General features: G+C 75.0%; 19 protein-coding genes. 12 read left to right on the forward strand and 7 right to left on the reverse strand.

The window, feature by feature from the left end; genetic code table 11:
• The first annotated feature begins 311 nt into the window (after positions 1-311).
• A complete protein-coding gene (locus IE108_RS18120) occupies positions 312-911 on the forward strand; it encodes a flavin reductase family protein (protein WP_079163555.1) in 600 nt (199 codons plus the stop codon).
• A 47-nt stretch (positions 912-958) separates the two neighbouring features.
• Complete coding sequence (locus IE108_RS18125) at positions 959-1,429, forward strand: GNAT family N-acetyltransferase (protein ID WP_064728543.1); 471 nt, start codon at positions 959-961, stop codon at positions 1,427-1,429.
• Positions 1,430-1,532: 103 nt separating this feature from the next.
• Here the strand turns inward: IE108_RS18125 and arfB are convergent, their stop codons facing one another.
• Positions 1,533-1,970, reverse strand: coding sequence for an alternative ribosome rescue aminoacyl-tRNA hydrolase ArfB (gene arfB / locus IE108_RS18130; protein WP_064728544.1), 438 nt, complete (start codon positions 1,968-1,970; stop codon positions 1,533-1,535).
• Positions 1,971-2,128: 158 nt separating this feature from the next.
• On the opposite strand from arfB, the gene IE108_RS18135 reads away from it, so the two are divergent.
• Positions 2,129-2,704 carry a TerD family protein gene (locus IE108_RS18135; RefSeq protein WP_064728545.1) on the forward strand — a complete coding sequence of 192 codons (576 nt, stop codon included), beginning with the start codon at positions 2,129-2,131 and terminating at the stop codon, positions 2,702-2,704.
• Between the two features lie 94 nt (positions 2,705-2,798).
• Here IE108_RS18135 and IE108_RS18140 read toward each other — a convergent pair whose 3' ends face one another.
• Positions 2,799-3,464, reverse strand: coding sequence for a response regulator (locus IE108_RS18140; protein WP_064728546.1), 666 nt, complete (start codon positions 3,462-3,464; stop codon positions 2,799-2,801).
• Positions 3,461-4,723, reverse strand: a complete 1,263-nt coding sequence (locus tag IE108_RS18145; RefSeq protein WP_064728547.1) for a sensor histidine kinase — start codon at positions 4,721-4,723, stop codon at positions 3,461-3,463. The genes IE108_RS18140 and IE108_RS18145 overlap by 4 nt, the downstream gene beginning before the upstream one ends.
• 297 nt (positions 4,724-5,020) lie before the next feature.
• Here IE108_RS18145 and IE108_RS18150 point away from each other — a divergent pair, with 297 nt between their 5' ends.
• Together IE108_RS18150 and IE108_RS18155 are read left to right on the forward strand one after the other, a co-directional pair.
• Entirely contained in the window at positions 5,021-5,590 is a 570-nt protein-coding gene (locus IE108_RS18150) for a GlcG/HbpS family heme-binding protein (protein WP_064728548.1), read from the forward strand.
• 78 nt (positions 5,591-5,668) lie between these two features.
• A complete protein-coding gene (locus IE108_RS18155; RefSeq protein ID WP_064728549.1) occupies positions 5,669-7,072 on the forward strand; it encodes a M1 family metallopeptidase in 1,404 nt (467 codons plus the stop codon).
• 14 nt (positions 7,073-7,086) lie between these two features.
• Here IE108_RS18155 and IE108_RS18160 read toward each other — a convergent pair whose 3' ends face one another.
• Positions 7,087-8,049, reverse strand: a complete 963-nt coding sequence (locus IE108_RS18160) for a bifunctional GNAT family N-acetyltransferase/NUDIX hydrolase (RefSeq protein ID WP_064728550.1) — start codon at positions 8,047-8,049, stop codon at positions 7,087-7,089.
• 40 nt (positions 8,050-8,089) lie between these two features.
• On the opposite strand from IE108_RS18160, the gene IE108_RS18165 reads away from it, so the two are divergent.
• Complete coding sequence (locus tag IE108_RS18165; protein ID WP_064728551.1) at positions 8,090-8,590, forward strand: hypothetical protein; 501 nt, start codon at positions 8,090-8,092, stop codon at positions 8,588-8,590.
• A 16-nt stretch (positions 8,591-8,606) separates the two neighbouring features.
• Here IE108_RS18165 and IE108_RS18170 read toward each other — a convergent pair whose 3' ends face one another.
• Positions 8,607-9,299 carry a pentapeptide repeat-containing protein gene (locus tag IE108_RS18170; protein ID WP_064728552.1) on the reverse strand — a complete coding sequence of 231 codons (693 nt, stop codon included), beginning with the start codon at positions 9,297-9,299 and terminating at the stop codon, positions 8,607-8,609.
• 152 nt (positions 9,300-9,451) lie between these two features.
• Between IE108_RS18170 and IE108_RS18175 the strand changes: the two genes are divergently transcribed.
• The 3 genes from IE108_RS18175 to IE108_RS18185 all read left to right on the forward strand — a co-directional run bounded on the left by IE108_RS18175 (position 9,452) and on the right by IE108_RS18185 (position 13,147).
• A complete protein-coding gene (locus IE108_RS18175) occupies positions 9,452-10,618 on the forward strand; it encodes an FAD-dependent oxidoreductase (protein ID WP_064728553.1) in 1,167 nt (388 codons plus the stop codon).
• Positions 10,619-10,680: 62 nt separating this feature from the next.
• The gene (locus tag IE108_RS18180) at positions 10,681-12,186 is read left to right on the forward strand and encodes an MFS transporter (RefSeq protein WP_064728554.1); all 1,506 of its coding nucleotides are present in this window, start codon (positions 10,681-10,683) and stop codon (positions 12,184-12,186) included.
• Positions 12,187-12,265: 79 nt separating this feature from the next.
• Positions 12,266-13,147, forward strand: coding sequence for an aminoglycoside phosphotransferase family protein (locus IE108_RS18185; RefSeq protein ID WP_064728555.1), 882 nt, complete (start codon positions 12,266-12,268; stop codon positions 13,145-13,147).
• 19 nt (positions 13,148-13,166) lie between these two features.
• Here the strand turns inward: IE108_RS18185 and IE108_RS18190 are convergent, their stop codons facing one another.
• Positions 13,167-16,727, reverse strand: a complete 3,561-nt coding sequence (locus tag IE108_RS18190; RefSeq protein WP_064728556.1) for an ATP-binding protein — start codon at positions 16,725-16,727, stop codon at positions 13,167-13,169.
• A 354-nt stretch (positions 16,728-17,081) separates the two neighbouring features.
• Between IE108_RS18190 and IE108_RS18195 the strand changes: the two genes are divergently transcribed.
• From IE108_RS18195 to IE108_RS18205, 3 genes are all read left to right on the forward strand, one after another.
• The gene (locus IE108_RS18195; protein WP_079163557.1) at positions 17,082-17,765 is read left to right on the forward strand and encodes a helix-turn-helix transcriptional regulator; all 684 of its coding nucleotides are present in this window, start codon (positions 17,082-17,084) and stop codon (positions 17,763-17,765) included.
• A 171-nt stretch (positions 17,766-17,936) separates the two neighbouring features.
• Complete coding sequence (locus tag IE108_RS18200) at positions 17,937-18,614, forward strand: Pvc16 family protein (protein ID WP_064728557.1); 678 nt, start codon at positions 17,937-17,939, stop codon at positions 18,612-18,614.
• 140 nt (positions 18,615-18,754) lie between these two features.
• On the forward strand, positions 18,755-20,722 hold the full coding sequence (locus IE108_RS18205) for an ATP-binding protein (protein ID WP_162494712.1): 1,968 nt from the start codon (positions 18,755-18,757) through the stop codon (positions 20,720-20,722).
• Between the two features lie 19 nt (positions 20,723-20,741).
• Here the strand turns inward: IE108_RS18205 and IE108_RS18210 are convergent.
• On the reverse strand, positions 20,742-21,464 hold a 723-nt coding region (locus tag IE108_RS18210; RefSeq protein ID WP_189397693.1), incomplete at its 5' end, for an RICIN domain-containing protein.

Consider the following 21,464-nt stretch of genomic DNA (forward strand, 5'->3'; position numbering starts at 1 on the left):
CTCGCCCTCCCCCCGAGACCTCGCAGTGAATCAAGGGTTCTCTTCGGCGCCCTTACTGATGGTGCCCTTCCAGGTTCACCGCCACTGAATCACAGCGCGCTCCTCACTCGGTACACAGGGTCAACAATTACCGCCCCTTGTGACTCAAGTCACAGCAAAAGATGAACAATTGAGTGGGGTTTCCGTGTTTTACCTGCGCGTTTACTGAACGCAAATTTGTAGGTGTGCGCACATCTCCGCCCGAGGTCCTAGGTCCCGCTTGGGACCGGGGTCCGATGTCCGGCCGGAAACCCGGAGATTAGCGTGATGGTGTGCCGAATACTCCCCCTCTCACGTCCCACGCGTCCCCCGCGCTCCCGTTGCCGTCGCCCGCCGCCGGGCATGCTGAGGGGGTGAGCAACGAGGAATTCCGTGCCGCCATGTCCCGGCTGGCCTCGGGCGTGGTCCTGGTGACCGCCCAGGAGCCGCCGCTCGACCCCGACGACCCGCAGGCGCCGGGCGGCGAGGACGTCGGGATGACGGCCACGGCGTTCATGTCGGTCTCCCTGGACCCGCCGCTGGTCCTGGTGAGCCTGCGGACGGGCTCCCGGATGGACGACCTGCTCGACGAGCAGCCGCTGTGGGCGGTCTCCGTGCTCTCCGAGAGCCAGCGGCACATCGCCGGACGCTTCTCGATGAAGGGCCGGATCAGCGACCGCCTGCTCTTCGCCGACATCCCCTACGCGCGCGGCGGGGCCACCGGGGCGCCGCTGGCCGGGGGCGCCCTGGCCACCCTGGAGTGCCGCACCGAGCAGCGGATGCCGGCCGGGGACCACACCCTGGTCGTCGGCCGGGTGCTGACCGCCTCGCTGCCGAGCGCCGACGGGGGCCCGCTGACGTACTTCCGGGGCCGCTACCGGCAGTTGGGCTGAGCGGAATTCGTTCGCCCGTTCCCCCGCACCCTGCCTAGGGTGCGCGCATGACGAGCAGCGCCGGTCTCCGCCTGGAGACGATCACTTCCGCGAACTTCGAGGCCGCCACCGGCATCCGGGTGCGCCCGGAGCAGGAGTTCGCCGTGGAGCCGGTGGTGAAGTCCCTCGCGGAGGCCTACGTCCACCACGGCGTCGCCTGGCCCCGGCTGATCGTGGACGGCGACCGTCCGGTCGGCTTCCTGATGGCCTTCTTCGACATCGACTGGTACGAGGACGGCAGCGTCCGGCGCTCGGGCCTGTGGCGGCTCAACATCGCGGCCGGCGAGCAGGGCCGCGGCTACGGCCGCTTCGCCGTGGAGTCGGTGGCCGCGGAGATCCGCCGCCGCGGCGGCGAGGAGTGCTGGGTGACCTGGCATCCGGGCCCGAACGGCCCCGAGGCCTTCTACCTGGGCCTGGGCTTCCGCACCGACGGGAAGACGAGCGAGGGCGAGACGGTGGGCGTGCTGACCCTGGGCTGAGCACTGCTGCCCGACACGAATCGCGCCCCGAAAGGGGCGCGGGGAACTGCGCGCCCAGCCACGACGGACCCGCGGACGAAAGCGACGACCGCCCCCGCACCTGTCACTCCCACCCCCGCGCGGAGCGCCCCCGCTTGGTCTGGGCGCGCTGCTTCTTCTCCCGCAGCCGGCGTTCGTTGATCCCGCGCGGGATGCGGGTCGGGCGCCGCTGCTTCGGCGGGGGCGCGGTGGCCTCGGCGAGCAGCGCGGCCAGTCGCACCGCGGCGGCCTCGCGGTTGCGCCACTGGGAGCGGTGCTCGGAGGCGCGGACGCTGACCACGCCGTCGCTCAGGCGCCCGGCCAGCCGCTCCAGCGCCCGCCGCTTCCACACCTCGGGCAGCGCCTCGGTCCGCGCCAGGTCGAAGCGCAGCTCCACCGCGGTGTCAGTGGTGTTGACGTGCTGGCCGCCGGGCCCCGAGGAGCGCGAGAAGCGCCAGACCAGCTCGGCCTCGGGCAGGGCGACGGAGCCGCGGATGACATGGGGACCGGACATGCCGTCCATGTTCCCGTTCCCCCGTGCGTCACGTCACCCGAATATCCTCGCCTCCGGACTCGGTAAAGAAAGTAAAGAGAGCTGGAACCTTACGGACCCCCCTCGACGTTCATGGGGGTAGCTGTAGCTTTCTTGCCGTACGTAAACGAGGGAAGGGACTCCCAACAATGGCTGTAAGCCTGTCCAAGGGTGGCAACGTCTCGCTCACCAAGGAGGCTCCGGGCCTGACCGAAGTCACCGTGGGCCTCGGCTGGGACGTCCGCACCACCACCGGCACCGACTTCGACCTCGACGCGTCCGCGATCGCGGTCAACACGCAGGGCAAGGTCTACTCGGACGGCCACTTCGTCTTCTTCAACAACAAGCAGACGCCGGACAACACCATCGTCCACACCGGTGACAACCGCACCGGCGAGGGCGCCGGCGACGACGAGGCGATCAACGTCAACCTGGCGGGTCTGCCGGCCGACATCGAGAAGATCGTCTTCCCGGTCTCGATCTACGACGCCGAGAACCGCTCGCAGAACTTCGGCCAGGTCCGCAACGCGTACATCCGCATCGTCAACCAGGCCGGCGGCGCCGAGATCGCGCGCTACGACCTGTCGGAGGACGCCGCCACCGAGACCGCCATGGTCTTCGGCGAGCTGTACCGCAACGGCGCCGAGTGGAAGTTCCGCGCCGTAGGCCAGGGCTACGCCTCGGGCCTGGTCGGCATCGCCCAGGACTTCGGCGTGAACGTCTGACGTTCGCCCGCCGAGCAGTTCCGTACGAAGGCCCCCCGGACGTCCGGCCGGGGGGCCTTCGGCGTGTCCGGCCGGCTCCGTTCCGGCGTCCGCCTCACGGCAGCAGGCGCTGCTCCTTGGCCACCGCGACCGCGCCCGCGCGGGTGTCGACGCCGAGCTTGTCGTAGATCCGGCGCAGATGGGTCTTGACCGTGGCCTCGCTGATGAACAGGGCGCGGGCGATCTCCCGGTTGCCGAGACCGGTGGCGAGCTGCGCCAGGATGTCGCGCTCGCGGTCGGTGAGGGACGGCCGCGGCCGCCGCATGTTGGCCATGACCCGGCTCGCGACCGGCCCCGACAGCGCGGTGCGCCCCTGGGCGGCGGCGTGGATCGCCGCGAACAGCTCCTCCGGGCGCTCCGCCTTCAGCAGGTAGCCGGTGGCGCCGGCCTCGATGGCGCGGGTGATGTCGGCGTCCGTGTCGTACGTCGTCAGCACCAGCACGTGGGGCGGCCCGCCGGAGCCGGCCGCCGGGGCCGACGTCAGGCGGCGGGTGGTCTCCACGCCGTCGATGCCCTCGCCGAGCTGGAGGTCCATCAGCACCACGTCCGGCTCCAGGCGCGCGGCCAGCGCGAGCGCCTCCTCGCCGGTGCCGGCCTCGCCGGCCACCTCGATGCCGGGGGCGCTGTCGAGCAGGGCGAGCAGCCCGGCCCGTACGACGACGTGGTCGTCGCAGACCAGGATGCGCACGGGCGCGGGGGTGCCGGCCGCCGGGTCGGTCATCGGGGTGCCTCCTGGGCGTCGGCCGGGTCGGTGCCGGGCGGGTCGAGGGGGACGGCGGCGGACAGCACGGTGCCCTCGCCGGGCGCGGACTCGACGGTCAGGGTGCCGCCGAGCTGGCGCAGCCGGGCGCGCATCGCGGGCAGTCCGTGGCCCCGCACGCCGGGCGCCCCGGTCGCGGCGGCGGGGTCGAAGCCGTGGCCGTCGTCGGTGACGTCCAGCACGGCCTGGTCGTCGAGGAGGGTCAGGCTCAGCGCGGCGGTGGACGCGCCCGCGTGCTCGCGGACGTTGGCCAGGGCGCCCTGCGCGATGCGCAGCAGGGCCGACTGGACGGGGTCGGGCAGCGCCGGGACGCGGGCGCCGTCGTCGACGTGGACGCGGACGGTGAGGTCGTCGCCGGTCTCCCGCGCGGCCAGTGCGCGCAGCGCCGCCTCCAGACCCCCGCCGCGGGCGAGGTCGGCGGGGGCGAGGTCGTGGACGAAGCGGCGGGCCTCGGCGAGGTTGTGCTCGGCGACGGAGGCGGCCCGACGGACGTGGGCGCGGGCCTTGGCCGGGTCGGGCTCCCAGACCCGCTCGGCCGCCTGGAGCAGCATGCGCTGGCTGGACAGGCCCTGGGCGAGGCTGTCGTGGATCTCCATGGACAGCCGCTGGCGTTCGGCGAGGGTGCCCTCGCGGCGCTCGGAGGCGGCGAGTTCGCGGCGGGTGCGGATCAGGTCGTCGATCAGGGCGCGCTGCCGCGCGGTCTGCCGTTCCGTGTGCAGGAAGACGGCGGTGGCGATGGCGGCGACGGCGGGCGGGGCCAGCAGCAGGTTCGGGTCGAAGCGCCCGGCGAGCCGGAGCTGCGCGGCGACCACGAACACCGTCAGGACGCCGACCAGTACGAGCGCCGCCCGGGCCGGCAGGGTGCGCAGGCCGGTGTAGAAGAGCGGCACCGCGCACCAGGAGAAACTGGGCGCGAGGACGACCAGAACCATCCACACCACGACCACCAGGCCCAGCCAGGGGCCGGTCCAGACCGGGCGCCGCCGGGCGAAACCGCGCCCCGGCCCGCCGGGCACCGGCCCGCTCAGCACCGGCCCGAGCAGGTGCAGCACGGCCAGGGCGAGGGACAGGGCGAGGATCCACGGGGTGCGGGGCTCGCCCGGGTGGCGCAGCAGGAACCGGGCCAGGGCGCCCCCCAGGAGCAGGAAGAACGCCGCGTGCATGACCGCGCCGAGCCACCGGTTGTCGGCGTCGTACGGCTTCTCGTACGGCTTCGGCATCCGCGGGGCTCCTCTCCGCATCGTGGCCCGCTCGTGGCTCCAACGTGCCGCAGAAGGCCGTTGAGCTGCCCGGACACACCCATGGTGCCCTGTGCGGGGGGTGTCCGGGTCAGCCGATCGGACGACCCCGGCCTCGCCCGTTCCGTCAGCCGGGAGCAGCCGGAACGGCGACCGGGCGCGGGGGTGGCGGGCCGGAGGGTGGAGAGCGGACGCAGCACCAAGCCCGATCCCGTCCGATCCCCCCCGATCCCGTCCCGATCCCACCCGATCCCGTCCGACTCCGAGGAGCAGACCGCCATGAAGAAGACCCTCTCCCGTCGCGCCCGTATCGCCACCGGCGGAGCCGTGCTCGCCGCCGTCGCCGCCGGCACCTTCGGCACGGTGGCCGCGAACGCCTCCGCCCCCGAGTCCGGCCGGGACTCCGCCGCGTCCGCCGCCCCCGCGACGGCCGGGCAGCGCGACACCACCACCTCCACGCATCTGACGATCGACGCCGCCACCGAGGCGGCGCAGGCCGCGCTGAAGGCGGCGAAGAAGGAGGGCCAGCGGGTGACGGTGGCGGTCGTCGACCGCAACGGCAACACGATCCTCACCATGCGCGGGGACGGCGCCGGCCCGCAGTCCTACGAGTCGGCCGAGAGGAAGGCGTTCACCGCCGTCTCCTGGAACGCGCCGACCAGCGAGCTGGAGGGCCGTCTGGAGAGCGCCCCGAACCTGAAGGACATCCCGGGCACCCTGTTCCTGGGCGGCGGCGTCCCGGTCACCGCCGGCAAGGCGCCGATCGCCGGTGTCGGTGTCGCGGGCGCCCCCTCCGGCACCCTGGACGAGAAGTTCGCGCGGGCCGGCGCCGAGGCGCTGAACCAGTAGGCGCCCGGACCTGGGCCGCGGGGCCCCGCACCCGGTCTCAACGGGCGTTTCACGTGAAACGCCGCATAGGATCATGACGTGCGCATCTCCCGTCCGCTCATAGCCGCCGCCACCGTCGTCGCCCTCGGGGCGTGCAGCGGTGGCGGCGCGGTGGACGGCGGTCCCGGCGGCTCGGGAGTGCGCGACCCGTACTTCCCGAAGGCGGGCAACGGCGGATACGACGTCGGCCACTACGACCTCGCGCTCGACTACGAGCCCGACCAGGAGCACCTCAGCGGCACCGCGACGATCACCGCCCGCGCCACCCGGGACCTGTCGGCCTTCGACCTCGACCTCAGGGGCCTGGACGTCGAGCGGGTCACCGTCGAGGGACGCGAGGCCCGCTTCAACCGGGCCGGGCAGGAGCTGACCGTCCGCCCGGCCGACGAGCTGCACGACGGGGAGACCTTCCGGGTCGCCGTCCGCTACTCCGGCGAACCGGAGACGATCACCGACCCCGACGACTCCGAGGAGGGCTGGCTGCCCACCGCGGACGGCGCGGTGGCGCTCGGCCAGCCGGTCGGCTCGATGGCCTGGTTCCCCGGCAGCCATCACCCCTCGGACAAGGCGACGTACGACCTGGCGGTGACCGTGCCGGAGGGCTTCGGGGTCGTCTCCAACGGCGAGCTGCGCGACGAGCGCACCAGCGGCGGTCGCACGACGTTCACGTGGCACACGGCGGAGCCGATGTCGAGCCACGTGGCCACGGTGGCCGTCGGCGAGTGGGAGACCGACCGGTCCACCACCGACGCCGGTCTGCCCGTGTACACGGCAGTCGACCCGCGGCAGGCCGACGCGAGCCGCGGGGTGCTGAAGCGGATCCCCGAGGTCCTGGAGTGGGGCGAGGAGAATTTCGGCCCCTACCCCTTCTCCTCCGCCGGCGCGATCGTCGACCGCGTCGAGGACGCCGGGTACGCGCTGGAGACCCAGAACCGGCCCTACTTCCCGGGCGCCCCCGACCCGGTCCTGCTCGTCCACGAACTCGCCCACCAGTGGTACGGGAACTCCGTCAGCCCGAAGACCTGGCGGGACATGTGGCTCAACGAGGGCTTCGCCACCTACGCCGAGTGGCTGTGGGAGGAGGACGAGGGCGGCGACACCGCCCAGGAGACCTTCGACGCGCTCTACGCGGGCACGTACTACGACGACGCGGACGCCGGCGACTCGGTCTGGGCGTTCCCGCCCGCCGACCCGCCCGACGCCGAGCACATCTCCGCGAGCCCGGTCTACCAGCGCGGCGCGATGGTCCTGCACAAGATCCGGCAGAAGGTCGGCGACGACGCCTTCCTCGCCCTGCTGCGGGGCTGGGCCGCCGCGCACCGCCACGGCAACGCGGACACCGCCGACTTCACGGCCTACGTCGAGAAGTCCGCGCCGGACGAGGACTTCACCGTCATCTGGGACGACTGGCTCCACGGGGACGGCAGGCCGGACCGCCCCTGACGCCCCCGGCCGCCTCAGCCCTCGAAGGCGTCGAGCAGCAGCGCCAGGTCCGGCGGCCAGAGCGGCTCGGGGGCCTCGGCCAGCTCGGCGGGGCTCCACCAGCGCCAGGCGAGGATCCCGTCCGCGGCGTGCGCGGCGGCCAGGTCGGGGCCGGTCGGCTCCCGGCGCGGGGCGTGGGCGACGTAGATGTGCTCGTACTGGCGGACCGGGCCGACGCTCAGGTGGGTGAAGTCGTGTTCCCAGGTGCAGAGCAGCGGGCCGGGCTCCACGTCGCTCCAGCCGGTCTCCTCGCGCACCTCGCGCAGGGCGCCCTCGCGGGGGTTCTCGTCGCCGTCCAGTCCGCCGCCGGGCATCGCCCAGTGGACGCCGACCTCGACGTTGTCGTAGCGCAGGAGGAAGACCGCGCCCTGCGGGTCGAGGACGGCGACCCGGGCGGCCCGGCGCGGGGTGCGCGGCAGCGTGCTCTCCAGCTCCTTGCGCAGCACCGTGCAGGGGCGGCCGCGCTCCAGGTCCGGGCGGTGGCCGACGACCGTGTAGCCGAGGGCCGTCCAGAACGCGAGCGCCCCGGGGTTCGCGTCGAGCACGGCGAGCCGCACGGCGGTGCGCCCGGCGTCCCGGAACCGCTCCTCGACGAGCGCGGCCAGCCGCCTGCCGTGGCCGCGCCGCAGCTGCCCCGCGTCCACCATCAGCAGCCCGATCCACGGGTCCGGGTCGGCCGGGTCCGGATGGCGGGCGAGCGTGATCGCGACCCCGGCCAGCCGGCCCGCGTCCCGGGCCAGCAGCACCTCGGCGCCCGGCCGGACCAGCTCGTCGGCCAGCGCCGCCGCCACCTGCTCCGGGCGGATGTCGTCCGGGTCGGGGAAGTCGCCGCTGAGCGCGTGGAAGTCGCGGTGGGCGGCGTAGAGGGCGGTCAGCTCGGTGAGGAGGGGGCCGGGGATGTCGTGGCCGGGGCCGGGCCGCAGGGGGGCGATGATCACGTGGGCAACCTATCCGGTCGGGCGTGACACCATCGGCTGCGTGCTCGACATCGGCTACGCCCTCTCCAACCGCTTCCCGGACCCGCCCCAGACGGACTACCGCCGCGCGGACGTCCGCGCGCTGCGGCACGACCTGTTCTGCGGGGACGTCTACCTCGCCGACACCAAGGCCGACCGGGAACTGTCCACAGCCTGGGGATGGGTGCCGGTGCTCGACTTCGCCTGGGCGCTGTGCGACATCGTGGAGCGCGTCGACCGGGACCCGGCGGGCTCCCGGGCCGCCCGGCCGCAGCGCGCGGAGCTGGACTTCACCGAGTCCACGGACCGTCTGCTCTTCGAGCGCCGCTTCGGCTGGGTCGACATCGAGGCGGAGTGGCAGCGGGCCGACGAGCCCCCGCTGTCCTTCTCCCACGCCGAACTGCGCCGGGAGGCCCGGGACTTCCTGCACGACCTGCTCGCCGACCTCACCGACATGCACGAGGACCTGGGCGACAACCCGGCCGTCTGGACGCTCCAGGCACGCTTCCCCCGCCTGACCTGACCCGCCCGGCCCGGCGCTACCCGTCCGCCAGCACCCGCACCCCCAGCTCCGCCGCGAGGACCGGCGCCAGGTCGAGGAGCTGCGCCGGGCTGATCACGGCGCCGGACAGCCGGTCCACGCCCCGGGCCAGCTCCAGCGGGGCGGCGCCGCGCAGGTCGACGTCGACGAGGGTGGCGGCGCTGAGATCCGCCTCCTTGAGGGCGCAGTCGACGAACGCGACCCGCTCCAGGCGGGCGCCGCCGAAGTCCGGCTCGACCAGGACGCAGCCCTCGAAGACGACGTCCTTGAGCCGGGACCGGCGCAGGTTCAGGTAGTCGATCTTGCCGCCGCGGATCAGGACGCGCTCCAGCACGGCGCCGTGCAGCTGGGTGCCGCCGAGGCGGGCGTCGCGCAGCTCGACATCCCGCAGGGTGGCCTCCGACAGGTCGGTGCCCACGCCCCGGACGCCGGTGAGCACGGTGTCGAGCAGCCGGGCCCGGGGCAGCGAGGCCTCGTCCAGCGCGCATTCCGTCAGCGCGCAGTCCATGAAGCGGGCGCCCGCGCCGTCGCCGCCGGTGAGGTCCGTCCCGGTGAACTCCAGCGCGTCGTAGTCCCCGTCCGGCTCCAGCGCCCCCCGCCCGAACGGGGTCAGCGGCGGCAGCCTCAGCTCGGGGCGCCGCGCCGCCCGCACCGTCGTCGCACTCCGCCCGTCCGCCGCTCTCCTCGCCATGCCCCCATGCTGCACCCCGCCACTGACAACCGGCGCCGGGCCGCGGGAACGGGCGATCTCCGGGGCGATGTCACATTCGGCACCCCTCGGACCGTCGTAGGGGCAGACAGGTCACGCACCAGGAGACCCCGACCCGAGGGAGACCCCGAGCCATGCAACGCATCACCGTCATCGGCGGCGGCCTCGCCGGACTGACCGCGGCCGTCACCGCCGCCGAGGCGGGCGCCAAGGTCACCGTCCACGAGGCCCACCACACGCTCGGCGGACGCGCCCGGACCGCCGAGGGCCCCTACCGGACCAACGACGGCCCGCACGCCCTCTACAACGGCGGCCCGCACTGGTCGTGGCTGCGGCAGCGCGACCTGATCGGCCCGCTCGCGCCGCTCCCGCCGCTGGAGGCGGCCCGGCTGCGGCTGCGCCACAAGGGCGTGCTGCGCCGCACCCCGCCCTTCGCGATGCTGAAGCTGCTGCGCCGGGGCGTCGGACCGGCGCCCGTCGACACCGACTTCCTGACCTGGGCGACCGGCGTCGCCGGCGAGGAGGGCGCCCGGGCCGCCGCCCACTACTGCGCCGTCGCCCTGTTCCACCACGACCCGGGGTCGCTGTCGGCGGCCTTCGTGCGGGAGCGGCTGCGCCGGGCCGCCAAGCTGCCGCCCGAGGCGCACTACCCGCGCGGCGGCTGGGCCGGGGTCGTCGACCGGATGGCCGCCCTGGCCTGGAACCTCGGCGTCCGGGTCGAGACCCTCTCCCGGGTCGACGCGCTCCCCACCGACGCCCCCGTCGTCGTCGCCACCTCGCTGGACGCGGCCCGCCGCCTGCTGGGCGACCCCGCGCTGACCTGGCCCAGCGGGCGCACCGCCCTGGTCGACCTGGCCGTCCGGACCCGGCGCGGCGACGCCTTCGCGGTCTCCGACCTGGACGCGCCGGGCTGGATCGAGCGGTTCACCGCGCAGGACCGCACCTTGGCACCGGCGGGCGAGCAGCTGATCCAGGGGCAGATCCCCCTTTCGCCGGACGAGTCGAAGGCGGACGGCGCCGCCCGTGCCGACCAGTTGCTGGACCTCGGGATGCCCGGCTGGCGCGAGCGGCTCACCTGGCGGCGCGAGGCGGTCGCGAACGGCCGTACCGGTGCCGTCGACCCGCCCGGCACCACCTGGCGCGACCGGCCGGCCGTCGACCGGGGCGACGGGGTCTACCTCGCCGGCGACCAGGTGGCCGCGCCGGGCCTGCTCTCCGAGGTCTCCTTCAACAGCGCCCTCACCGCGGTCTCCCTCGCCCTCGGCCGGGGCCGGCGGGAACTGCCCCTCAAGCGCGCCTGAGCCGGGCGCGGCCGGACGGACACACGGATGCGATACGCCCTGATCCATGGTCTTCTGACCCCATGAGTGGCACCTCGTCAGGTGAGCCGGCCGCGCCCCAGGAGGCCGATCCCCACCGCTGGTGGGGGCTGGTGGTGATCGCCCTGGCCCAGCTGATGGTCGTCCTGGACGCGACCATCGTGAACATCGCGCTGCCGTCCGCCCAGCGCGACCTGGGCATGTCCGACGGCAACCGCCAGTGGGTGATCACCGCCTACACCCTCGCCTTCGGGGGGCTGCTGCTGCTCGGCGGCCGGATCGCCGACCTGGTGGGCCGCAAGCGCACCTTCGTCATCGGGCTGGTCGGCTTCGCCGCCGCCTCGGCGATCGGCGGTGCCGCGGTCAACCCGGCGATGCTCTTCGGCGCCCGCGCCCTGCAGGGCGTGTTCGCCGCCGTCCTCGCACCGTCCGCGCTGTCCCTGCTGAGCACCACGTTCAGCGACCCGAAGGAGCGCGGCAAGGCTTTCGGCATCTACGGCACGCTGGCCGCCGGCGGCGCCGCCGCGGGCTTCATCGTCGGCGGCGTGCTCACCGAGTACCTCAACTGGCGCTGGTGCCTGTACGTCAACGTGCCCTTCGCGATCACCGCCGTGATCGGCGCCTACGCCCTGCTGCGCGACCGTCCCGGGACCGGCGGCGGCGCCCGCCTCGACGTACGCGGCGCGGTCCTCGGCTGCGGCGGGCTGGTCTCGCTCGTCTACGGCTTCAGCGAGGCGCAGCCCCGGGGCTGGGTCGACCCGCTGGTGCTGTCCCTGTTCGCCCTGGCCGTCGTCCTGCTGGCCGCCTTCGTGTGGTGGCAGACCCGGGCGCCGATGCCGCTGCTGCCCCTGCACATCATCCGCGACCGCAACCGGGCCGGCTGCATGGTGACGATGATGCTGGCCGTCATCGGCATGTTCGGGATGTTCCTCTTCATGACCTACTACCTCCAGGTCATCCTCGCCTACTCGCCGTTGCGGACCGGGCTGGCCTTCCTGCCGATGACCGCCGCGATCCTCACCGGCTCCACGCAGATCTCCGCCCGGCTGCTGCCGCACGTGGGCCCGCGCATGCTGATGGTGCCCGGCATGCTCCTGGCCAGTGGCGGCATGGTCATCCTCACGCAGATGACCGTGGACTCCGCGTACGTCTCCGAGATCCTGCCCGCGCTGCTGCTGATCGGCCTCGGCATGGGACTGACTTTCATGCCGGTGTTCTCCACCGCCACCGCCGGGGTCGCCCCGCGGGACTCCGGGGTGACCTCGGCGACCGTCAACACCTCGCAGCAGGTGGGCGGCTCGATCGGCACGGCCCTGCTCAACACCATCGCCACCAGTGCCGGCGCCTCCTACATCGCCTCCCACCTCACCGATCCGGCGCAGCGGGGGCGGATCGTCCGGGAGGGCATCGTCCACGGCTACACCGTCGCCATCTGGGTCGCCGCCGGCATCATGCTGCTGGCGGCGCTGGTCGCGGGCCTGATGGTGACGGCGAAGGCCCCGAAGCACGGCACCACCGCCGACCGCCCGGTGGCCGAGCCGGTGGGCTGAGGCGGCCGGGCGCCACCGCGGGGCCGGAGGCTCGATATCCGCGTGACCCCGGTGCCGTGCGCCGGTAGCGTCGACGCCCGTGATCGACGTTCCGGACGGACTCGCGGCCGCGCAGGCGAAGTACAACGGAGAGGCGGGGCGCGCCTTCATCGCGGCGCTGCCGGGGCTGGCCGCCTCCTTCATCGAGCGGTGGGAACTGCGGCCGGACGGGCCCTCGATGCACGGCTGGGCGGCGCTGGTGCTGCCGGTCCTGCGCCCCGACGGCACCCCGGCCGTGCTGAAGCTCCAGATCGCCGACGAGGAGAGCGAGGGCGAGCCCGTCGCGCTGCGCGTGTGGGACGGGGACGGGGCGGTCCGCCTGCTCGACCACGACCCGGCCACCGGCACGATGCTCCTGGAGCGGCTGGACGCGGACCGCATGCTCAGCCGCGTCGAGGACTCCCGCGCGGCCGTCCTCGTCATCGCCCGGCTGCTCGCGCACCTCACCGCGACCCCCGCGCCGCCCGGCATGCGCCGCCTCGGGGACATCGCGCGGGAGATGCTGGCGCGGACGCCCGGCACCCTGCCCGGCATCCCGGACCCGGCGGACCGGCGGCTGGTCGCCGACTGCGCCGCCGCCCTGCGCGAGGTGGCCGGCGAGCCCGGCGACCGGCTGCTCCACTGGGACCTGCACTACGAGAACGTCCTCGCCTCCGGGCGCGCCCCCTGGCTGGCCATCGACCCCAAGCCGCTGGCCGGCGACCCCGGGTTCGACCTGCTGCCCGCCCTGGACAACCGCTACGACCCGGCCGAGACCCGGTGGCGCTTCGACGCGATGACCGACGTCCTCGGCCTCGACCGGGAGCGGGCCCGCGCCTGGTCCCTGGCCCGGGTGCTCCAGAACTGCCTGTGGAACGTCGAGGACGGCGACCCGCTGGAGACCGAGCAGCTGGAGATCGGGCGGCTGCTCCGGGACCTGTGAGCCGCCGGCGACATCCCCCTCAGCCCTGCGCCCGGGGCCGCTCGCGTCCGCGTTCGCGGTCCAGCGCGGCCGGCAGTTCGGTCCTGCGCCGTATCCGCAGCTTGCGGTAGGTGCTGGTCAGGTGGGTCTCCACGGTGCGCCGGGCCAGGTGCAGCAGGTCGGCGATCTCGGTGTTCGTGCGGCCGTCGGCGGCCAGTTCGGCGATCCGCCGCTCGCTGCCGGTCAGCGACCCGGCGCCGGTGTGGGAGGACACGGAGCCGCGGGCGCCGCCCTCGCGCAGGGCCTGCCCGGCCAGCGTGAGCCAGCGCAGGGCGCCCTTGCGTTCGGCGAGTTCGGCCGCCTCGCGCAGCCGGGTGCGGGCGCGTCCGCGTTCACCGGCCGCGATGAGCTGGCGGCCCTGGGCCAGGAGCGCCGGGATCAGCTCCATGTCAGTGTCGGCGGGCGCGTCCCGCAGGGTGCGTACGGCCTCCTCGGCCAGTTCGAGGCCGCGGCGCCCGCCGGTCGCGGTGCCCAGCACGCTCAGTGCGCGGCCCACGGTGCGCGGGGTGTTCCACACCCTCGCGAGGCGCAGTTCCTCGGTGGCCAGGGCCAGCGCCTCCCGTCCGCCGCCCAGCGCCAGCCGGCACTCCGCGACCGCCGTCCGCCACGGGGTGACGACCGGGCTGATCACCTCACGGGCCGACTGGCGCCGCCCGCACTCCAGGAAGTCGTGCAGCGCGCCGGCCGGGTCGCCGGTGGCGGCGCGCAGCACGCCGCGCGCGTACAGGTAGCGGTTCAGCTCCCAGTTCTCGGGCACCTCGCGCAGGTCGAACCGGTCGGCGTAGCGCAGCGCCTCGTCGACGCGGCCGGTGTGGACGAGGGCGGTCAGGGCGAGGGCGTCGCGGTTGGTGGGGCCGGTGGCGCGGCCGGGGTCGGTGGCGAGCAGCCGGGTCAGGTCGCCGCGGGCGGCGGCGATGTCGGCGCGGGTGTTGAGCATGGCGTGCTGCATCGGGTGCAGCAGGGCGGGGTGCTGTCCGGCCAGGCCGCGCTCCACCAGCCGGTCGGCCTCGTCGAGTTCGTCGGCCCACTGGGCGACCGCGGCGGCGGTGCCCAGCAGGAAGGGCTCGGCGAGCGGGTCGGTGGGCTGGGCCAGCAGGTCCCGTACCCGGGTCATCGCCTCCTCGGCGGAGATCAGCGCGGCCGTCGCCGCGTACCGCACCAGCAGGGCCTGCCCGGCGGTGCCCACCAGCTCCGGGGAGTGGCGGCCGGTCTCGGACAGCCAGCGGTACACCTCCTGGCGGGTCGCCAGGTCCTCGTCGGACAGCATCGCGGTCGCGGTCTGCACGGTGCGGGCCAGGCCCGGGTGGCCGGAGAGGCGGCCCTCCGTGCGGCGCAGCACCTCCATGGCGGTGCGTATCTCGCCGCGGCCGGCCAGCGCGGTGCCGAGGGCGACCGCCGTGCGCACCCGGTTTCGCGGCTCGGCCGGCAGGTGCTGGGCCTCGGCGAGGCGGGCGATGGCGGCGGGGGTGTCGGCGGACGCGTACTCCAGGGAGCCGAGTTCGGTCAGCAGCCGCTGGCGCAGGTCGTCGGTCAGCCGCTCGTCCAGGGCGCGGCGCAGGTACGCGACGGCGTCGTCCGGGCGGCCGTCGTGCACGGCGACGGTCACGGCGTCCCGCAGCACGCGCAGCGCCCAGGGCTCGCCGACGGCCGGGGTGCGCAGCAGGTGCCGGGCGACGGCCTCCACGCGGTCGCCCCGGCGCAGCATCGCCTCCGCCGCCGCCCGGTGGACGGCCTCCCGGCGGGGCCGGGGCCAGCCGGTGAGCACGGCGTCGCGCAGCAGCGGGTGGGCGTAGCGGGGGCGGCCGCCGGCGTCGGGGCGCAGCAGGCCGAGCCGCGTCATCGCGGCGAGCCAGCCGGCCACCCGCGCGGGATCGGCCCCGGCGGCCTCGGCGAGCACGTCCACGGGGTCCCCGGCGCCGGCCGCGCCCACCGGCCCCTCCGGCGGCGAGGGCGTGTGCCACCGGCCGTCCGTCCGGCGCGGCTCGGCGCGGCCGTGGCGGGCGGCCTCCGGGTGCCCGGGGTACGGGGCCTCCCGGACGTGGGGCGCGTAGGGGGGCTCGTCCTCCGCGCCCGGGGCGGTGTGTCCGAGCCGGGCGTAAGGCCCGTGCGCCGGACACGCCACGACGGCGCCGCCCGGCCCGCGGAAACCGTCACGCACCGGCCCACCGTCACCGTCACCGGCACCGGCACCGGCACCGGGGACCCCACTGCCCGCGCCGGGACCGCCGGCCTCGGACCAGCCACCGCTCGCTCCACGGGACTTGGCGCCGCCCGGAGACCCGCTTGCGGTGCCGGGACCGCCGACCTCGGGCCACGCGCCGCCCACGCCGTGGGAACGGACGCCGCCGACGGTTCCGGGGGAACCGGGTTCATGGCCGGGACCACCGGCGCCGGACCACCCACCCCCCGCTCCGGGGCCACCGGGCTCCGCGCCGGGGGCGCCGCTCCCGGGCCAGCCACCGCCCACTCCACGGACACCGGCCTCCCCGGGGCCGGCGGCGTCGGTGCCCGGCCACGCGTGGGCGGACAGGGTGGGACCGGGGTCGGCGCAGGCGGCCCGGCGGGGCTCGGGGCGTACGGGGCGGAGGTGCCGGCCCCCGTCCGCGTACTCGGCCGGACGGGCGTGCTCGGGCTCCACGTGCCCGGTGGGCGCCGGTGCGGTCGGGTGGTCGAGGGCATGCCGAGGCACGGCCCGGCGCGGCGCGGCGCTCGGGGGCCAGGCCTGCTCCAGGGCCGCGAGGCTGCGCGCGACGTCGGCCGTCGCGGCGCCGGCGCTGTTCAGCCACCAGGAGACGGCCGCCGGATAGGACCCCGGGTACAGCTCCGCGGACGCCTCGGGCACCCGGGGCAGCCCGTCGGGGTGCCGGGTGCCGCCCAGGTCGTCCAGGAGGGCGTGCAGCAGCAGCGGGCTGCCCGCACCCGCGCGGACGCACTCCGCCGTCCATCGCGCCGAGGCGCCGGGGAAGGCGGCGCGGACCAGCCCGGCCGCCGCGGCGTCGCTGAGCGGGGCGAGGGTGTGGGTGCGCACGAGCGAGGGCGACAGCGCCTGGGTGAGCCCGGCGGGCCGCGGTTCGACGTCGTACTGGCTGCGCTCGGTGGCGACCAGCAGTAGCGGTAATCGGTCGACGCGCCGGGCGGCCTCCGTCAGCCAGCGCCGCGAGGGCTCGTCGGCGAGGTGGACGTCGTCGACGGCCACCAGCAGCGGGCCCTCCGCCGCGTACGAGCGCAGCAGCCGCCACAGCCGGGCCGCGCTGCCCCGGTCGTCGTCGCCCGGCGCCACGTCCGTGAACTCCGGTACGGGGCCGAGGAGGTGGAGGACGGTGGAGAAGGGCACCGCGGTGTCCTCGGGCGAGCACCGCACGCGCAGCACCCGCAGTCCGCGGTCGGCCGCGTGCCGGACGGCGGTCTCCAGGACGGCGGTGCGCCCGGTGCCGCTCGCGCCGCGCAGGAGGACGAGACGGCCGAAACCGGCCCGCGCGCGCTCGATCTCGGCCGCGAGCAGCGCGTCGGCGTCGTCGCGTTCGCGCAGCGGTCCGGTCATCGGTGCCTCCTGTGGTGGATGACGCTCCCCCGGTATGTGAGACGCCCGAATGCGCCGATGGGTGGCATGAACTCGCCGATATCGCCGCCCCGCCTCCCCGCGGCGGTGGTGGCTGTGGCGGGTCTCACGGTGGCCCGCGGCCTCCTCCACGCGCCCATGTACCCCCTGGATGAACCCTTTTGACCTGCCAGTACTTCCCCCGGGCGGCCGCTCGTGGTGGCCGCCGTCCTGGTCTCGTGGTGTGCCTCGTGGTGCTCCACGATTGCGAAGTCCCTCCCGTCACAGAAGTGTGGAACACGCTCATCCGCTACCGGCTCGCGCCGCGTAACGGGCTCGTGAACAGGGGGGAAACGGTTGCTCAACTCACCCCGGACCACCACCACATCCGGCCGCGCCTCCGGCGGTGCCGTCGGCGTCACCGACCGGCGCGTCCCGGTGGCGGTGACCGCTCCGGACCCGATCAGCCGCGAGGGCGCGATCAGCCAGCTGCGCCGGCACCCGGAGATCGACCTGCGCGACGACTCGGGGCCCGGCACGGTGGCCCTGCTCATCGAGGACGCGCTGGACGAGGCGGCGCTCACCCGGCTGCGCCGCCTGGTGCGCAGCGAGGGCGCGCGTGCGGTGCTCGTGGTCGGCGCGATCCGCGAGAGCGAACTGCTCGACGTCGTCGAGTGCGGCGTCGGTGCCATCGTCTGGCGGCACGAGGCCACCGCGCACCGCCTGGTGCAGGCGGTGCTGGCCGCCTCCCGCGGCGACGGGGACCTCCCCGCCGACCTGCTCGGCCGGCTCATCAGCCAGGTCGGCACCCTGCACCGGGGCGCGGCGGGCCGTCCCGGGGCCCCCTCGCTGGGTCTCGCACCCCGCGAGGTGGACGTCCTGCGTCTGGTGGCCGAGGGTCTCGACACCGGTGAGATAGCGGGCAAGTTGTCCTACTCCGAACGCACCGTCAAGAACGTCATGCACGGACTCACCACGCGACTGCACCTGCGCAACCGCGCGCACGCCGTGGCCTATGCCCTTCGGGAAGGCTACATCTGACCGAACGGGCAATCGAGAGCGGTCTCCCGGGACCGCGCGGGCAGGGCACCCTGCCCCGGAGCCGTCCCCGGCGCGCGTGCGGGCGGGAGGGCGACGGGACACGATCGGTGACAGACGGCGGCCCCGCACGGGCCGGCCGGAGTCGAGTGCGGGCAGGGCGGGAGCGCGAGCGTGATCCACGAGGTGGACGAGGTCCTCAAAACCCTCCTCAAGGGCGGGGCGATGACGGGCTCGGGCATCGACGTGGCCTTCGAGGCACCGACCCGCGACTGGGCGGCCCGGCGCAACGCCCCCGTGATCAACACGTACCTGTACGACATCCGTGAGGACGTGAACCGGCGTCAGCGCGGCCAGATGGCCGTGCGCGACGAGGACGCCATCATCGTCAAGCGGCGCCAGCCGCCGCGCTGGTTCCGGCTGTCGTACCTCGTGACGGCCTGGACGAAGACCCCGCAGGACGAACACCGGCTGCTGTCCGCCGTGATGGCGACGCTGCTGCCGCGGGAGCTGCTGCCCCCGTCCGAACTCCCCGGCTCCCTCGGCGCGCTGGGCCTGTCGGTGCCGCTCACGGTGGCCGGCATCCAGACCGAGGCCCGTTCGCTGGCCGAGATCTGGTCCGCGCTGGGCGGCGAACTCAAGCCCTCCCTGGACCTGGTGGTGACCGCGCCCTTCCCGGCCTTCCCGGAGTACGACGCCGGTCCCCCGGTCACCGAGGGCGCGACGGTCCGGGTGGGCGGCATCGAGGGCGACCCGCCCATGGCCGAGGGACGCTCGCACCGGCCGCACCAGGTGGCCGCGGCCCGCGCCGCCCGCCGCGGCCCCGCCGACCGGGGCACGGGCCGGCCGTGAACGCACCCCGCACCGGGGCACCGGCCGCCACCTCCGGCGCCGCGGCGTCCGGCCCGTACGGCGATCCCGGCACGGCGGCCCCGGACCCGTACGGCGGGCCCGGCGCCGCGGCCCCGGGCCCGGACGCCGACCCCGGCCGGGTGCTGTCCGCCCGGCTGGCCGGCCTGCGGGGACCGGTGACCGCGCTGATCGACCGGCGCGCCGGCGGCGACCCCACGGCCGACGACCCGCTGCGCGGCCTGTACCTGTCCGACGAGGCGGTCCAGCACCTGCTGGACACCTGGCCCGCCGGTGACGCGGCCGGGCCGGCCGAACCGCTCCCCCTCGGCGATCCGGCGGACCCCGCCGACCGGCTGGCCCGGCTGGCCGGCCGGACGCGCCTGACCGAGCTGGACACCGCCGTCCTGCTGATCGCGCTGGCCCCGGACGTCGACCGCACCTTCGAGCCGCTGTACGGCTACCTCAACAACGACGTCAGCCGCCGCCGCGCCACCGTCAGCCTCGCCCTCGAACTGTGCGGGGTGCCCGCGCACCTGGCGGCGGCCCGCGCCCGGTTCCACGCCTCGGCGCCGCTGCGCTCCCTGGGCCTGCTGGAGGTCGAGGAGCCCGAGCGTCCCTTCCTCACCCGCTCACTGCGGGTCCCGGACCGCCTGGTCGGCCACCTGCTCGGCGACGACTCCCCCGACGCCGCGCTGCTCGGACTGCTGCCCGCGATGCCCGAGCCGCTGCCCTCGCCCGCCCGGGCGGCCGACGTGTTCGCGGACCGCCTCGCCGCCCGGCTGCGCCAGGGGCCCCTCACCGCCTACCTCCGCGAACCCCGCGAGGGCGACGGCCTGGCCGCCCTGGCCTCGGTGCTGGACGCCGCGAAGACGGAGGCGCTGCGCTTCGCAGGCCCGGAGGAACACGTCCCCGAGCTGCTGCGCGAGGCCCGCCTCACCGGCCGGGCGGTCGTGGTGCCGGGCCTGCCGGAGAAGCCGGGCCCGATGGTGCGGGCGCTCACCGCGGCGACGGACGTCACGGTGCTGATGTGCGACCCGCGCCCCTACGACCCGCAGTGGTCCCGCGCCGACCCGCTGGTCCTGGACGCGCCGGGCCGCCGGGCCGGTGGCGCCGCCGCCTGGCGGGCAGCGCTCGGCCCGGACGCCGACGGGTTCGACCTCGCCACCGCCGTCGCCCCGTACCGCCTCGGCGGGGACCGCATCCAGCGCGCCGCGCTCACCGCGCGCGCCCTCGCCGCCTTCGACGGCCTCCCGCTGAACGCCGACCACGTCCGGCTCGCCGCCCGCCGCCAGTCCGCCTCCGGCCTGGAGAGCCACGCCCGGCGCATCCGGCCCGACGTGGACTGGAGCGACCTGGTGCTGCCGGACAAGCCGCTGGTCCAGCTCCGCGAACTGGCCCTGCGCGCCCGCCACCGCGACCGGGTGCTCGGCGACTGGCGGCTCAGCGCGGGCGGCGGCCGGGGCAGGGGCGTCCTCGGCCTGTTCGCGGGCGAGTCCGGCACCGGCAAGACCCTGTCGGCCGAGGTGGTCGCGGCCGACCTGGGTCTCGACCTCTACGTGGTCCAGCTGTCGTCGGTCGTGGACAAGTACGTCGGCGAGACCGAGAAGAACCTCGAACGGATCTTCACGGAGGCCGACCGCACCGACGCCGTGCTGCTCTTCGACGAGGCCGACGCCGTCTTCGGCAAGCGCTCCGAGGTCAAGGACGCGCACGACAAGTACGCCAACATGGAGAGCGCCTACCTGCTCCAGCGGCTGGAGTCCTTCGACGGCATCGCGCTGCTCACCACCAACCTGCGTGCCAACATCGACGAGGCCTTCACCCGGCGTCTGGACCTGGTCGTCGACTTCCCCTTCCCCGATCCCGAGCAGCGTCTCGCGCTGTGGCGCCACAGCCTGTCGCGGGTGCCGTCCGCCGACGGCATCGACCCGGAGCCGCTGGCCAGGGAGTTCGAGCTGGCCGGCGGCTCGATCCGCAGCGCGGTCGTCACGGCCGCGTACCTCGCCGCCGGACGGGACGACATGGTGACGGCGGACGACCTCCTGGAGGGCGCCCGCCGCGAGTACCGCAAGGCCGGGCGGCTGGTGCCCGGCGAAGGCGGCTGGTGAACCGGTAGAACCGGTTCCGTCATTCCTTCTTGGGGTGGACGATCCGCCACTCCTGGTCGTCGATGTTGGTGCAGTCGGAGATGTTCAGCTTGGCGTCGAGGCCGCCGGTCCCGTTGCCCTCGACGTTCAGGCACTTGTGGTTGCTGGCGTAGTTGCGGATCCAGTAGTCGCCGCTCTCCTGCTTGTCGATCCACCAGAGCTGGTTGTCCGCCTTGGTCCCGTCGCAGTGGTACTCGGTGACGGGCGTCCCGACCGCGGCACCGCCGTACCAGGGGAGGTCCATGCAGAGCTTGTCCTTGGTGTTGCGGATCTGGAAGAGCTGGACGCCCTCGGGACCGCCCTTCGCGTACCGCACCTCCAGGTCCCACATCTGGTTGTCCTCGTCGCCCGGGATGCACATCGACTGCTGCACGGGGTCGTCGGGCTTGCCCTTCTCGCGTCCGACGAGTTCGGCGCACATCTTGGTCGTGGTGTTGTAGAGCATGACGTTCTCGGCGGGCAGCAAGGGCTTCGGCTTGGGCTTGGGTTTCGGCTTGGGCTTCGGCTCTCCCCCGCCGTCACCGCCCCCGCCCCCGGCGTCCTTGTCGACGGCCGCCTCCGTGGAGGGCTGCGGCGCCGGTTCCTCGGCGGGGACGGACGGGGCCGTACTGGGGAGGATCTCCGGGGTGGCGCTGGGACTGGGCGCCAGGGCCGCGCCGGCCTCCTCGGTCTGCTCGGTGGCCTTCGAGGAGACCTGCGGCTT

The sequence above is a fragment of the Streptomyces parvulus genome (genome assembly GCF_014648855.1).
In the GTDB taxonomy this organism is placed as follows: Bacteria; Actinomycetota; Actinomycetes; order Streptomycetales; family Streptomycetaceae; genus Streptomyces; species Streptomyces parvulus.

Bases quoted from the DNA above. Each gene is read 5' to 3' on its own strand.
- IE108_RS18125 (WP_064728543.1), top strand. From the start codon at position 959: ATGACGAGCAGCGCCGGTCTCCGCCTGGAGACGATCACTTCCGCGAAC.
- arfB (WP_064728544.1), bottom strand. From the start codon at position 1,970: ATGGACGGCATGTCCGGTCCCCATGTCATCCGCGGCTCCGTCGCCCTG.
- IE108_RS18135 (WP_064728545.1), top strand. From the start codon at position 2,129: ATGGCTGTAAGCCTGTCCAAGGGTGGCAACGTCTCGCTCACCAAGGAG.
- IE108_RS18140 (WP_064728546.1), bottom strand. From the start codon at position 3,464: ATGACCGACCCGGCGGCCGGCACCCCCGCGCCCGTGCGCATCCTGGTC.
- IE108_RS18145 (WP_064728547.1), bottom strand. From the start codon at position 4,723: ATGCCGAAGCCGTACGAGAAGCCGTACGACGCCGACAACCGGTGGCTC.
- IE108_RS18150 (WP_064728548.1), top strand. From the start codon at position 5,021: ATGAAGAAGACCCTCTCCCGTCGCGCCCGTATCGCCACCGGCGGAGCC.
- IE108_RS18170 (WP_064728552.1), bottom strand. From the start codon at position 9,299: ATGGCGAGGAGAGCGGCGGACGGGCGGAGTGCGACGACGGTGCGGGCG.
- IE108_RS18175 (WP_064728553.1), top strand. From the start codon at position 9,452: ATGCAACGCATCACCGTCATCGGCGGCGGCCTCGCCGGACTGACCGCG.
- IE108_RS18180 (WP_064728554.1), top strand. From the start codon at position 10,681: ATGAGTGGCACCTCGTCAGGTGAGCCGGCCGCGCCCCAGGAGGCCGAT.
- IE108_RS18190 (WP_064728556.1), bottom strand. From the start codon at position 16,727: ATGACCGGACCGCTGCGCGAACGCGACGACGCCGACGCGCTGCTCGCG.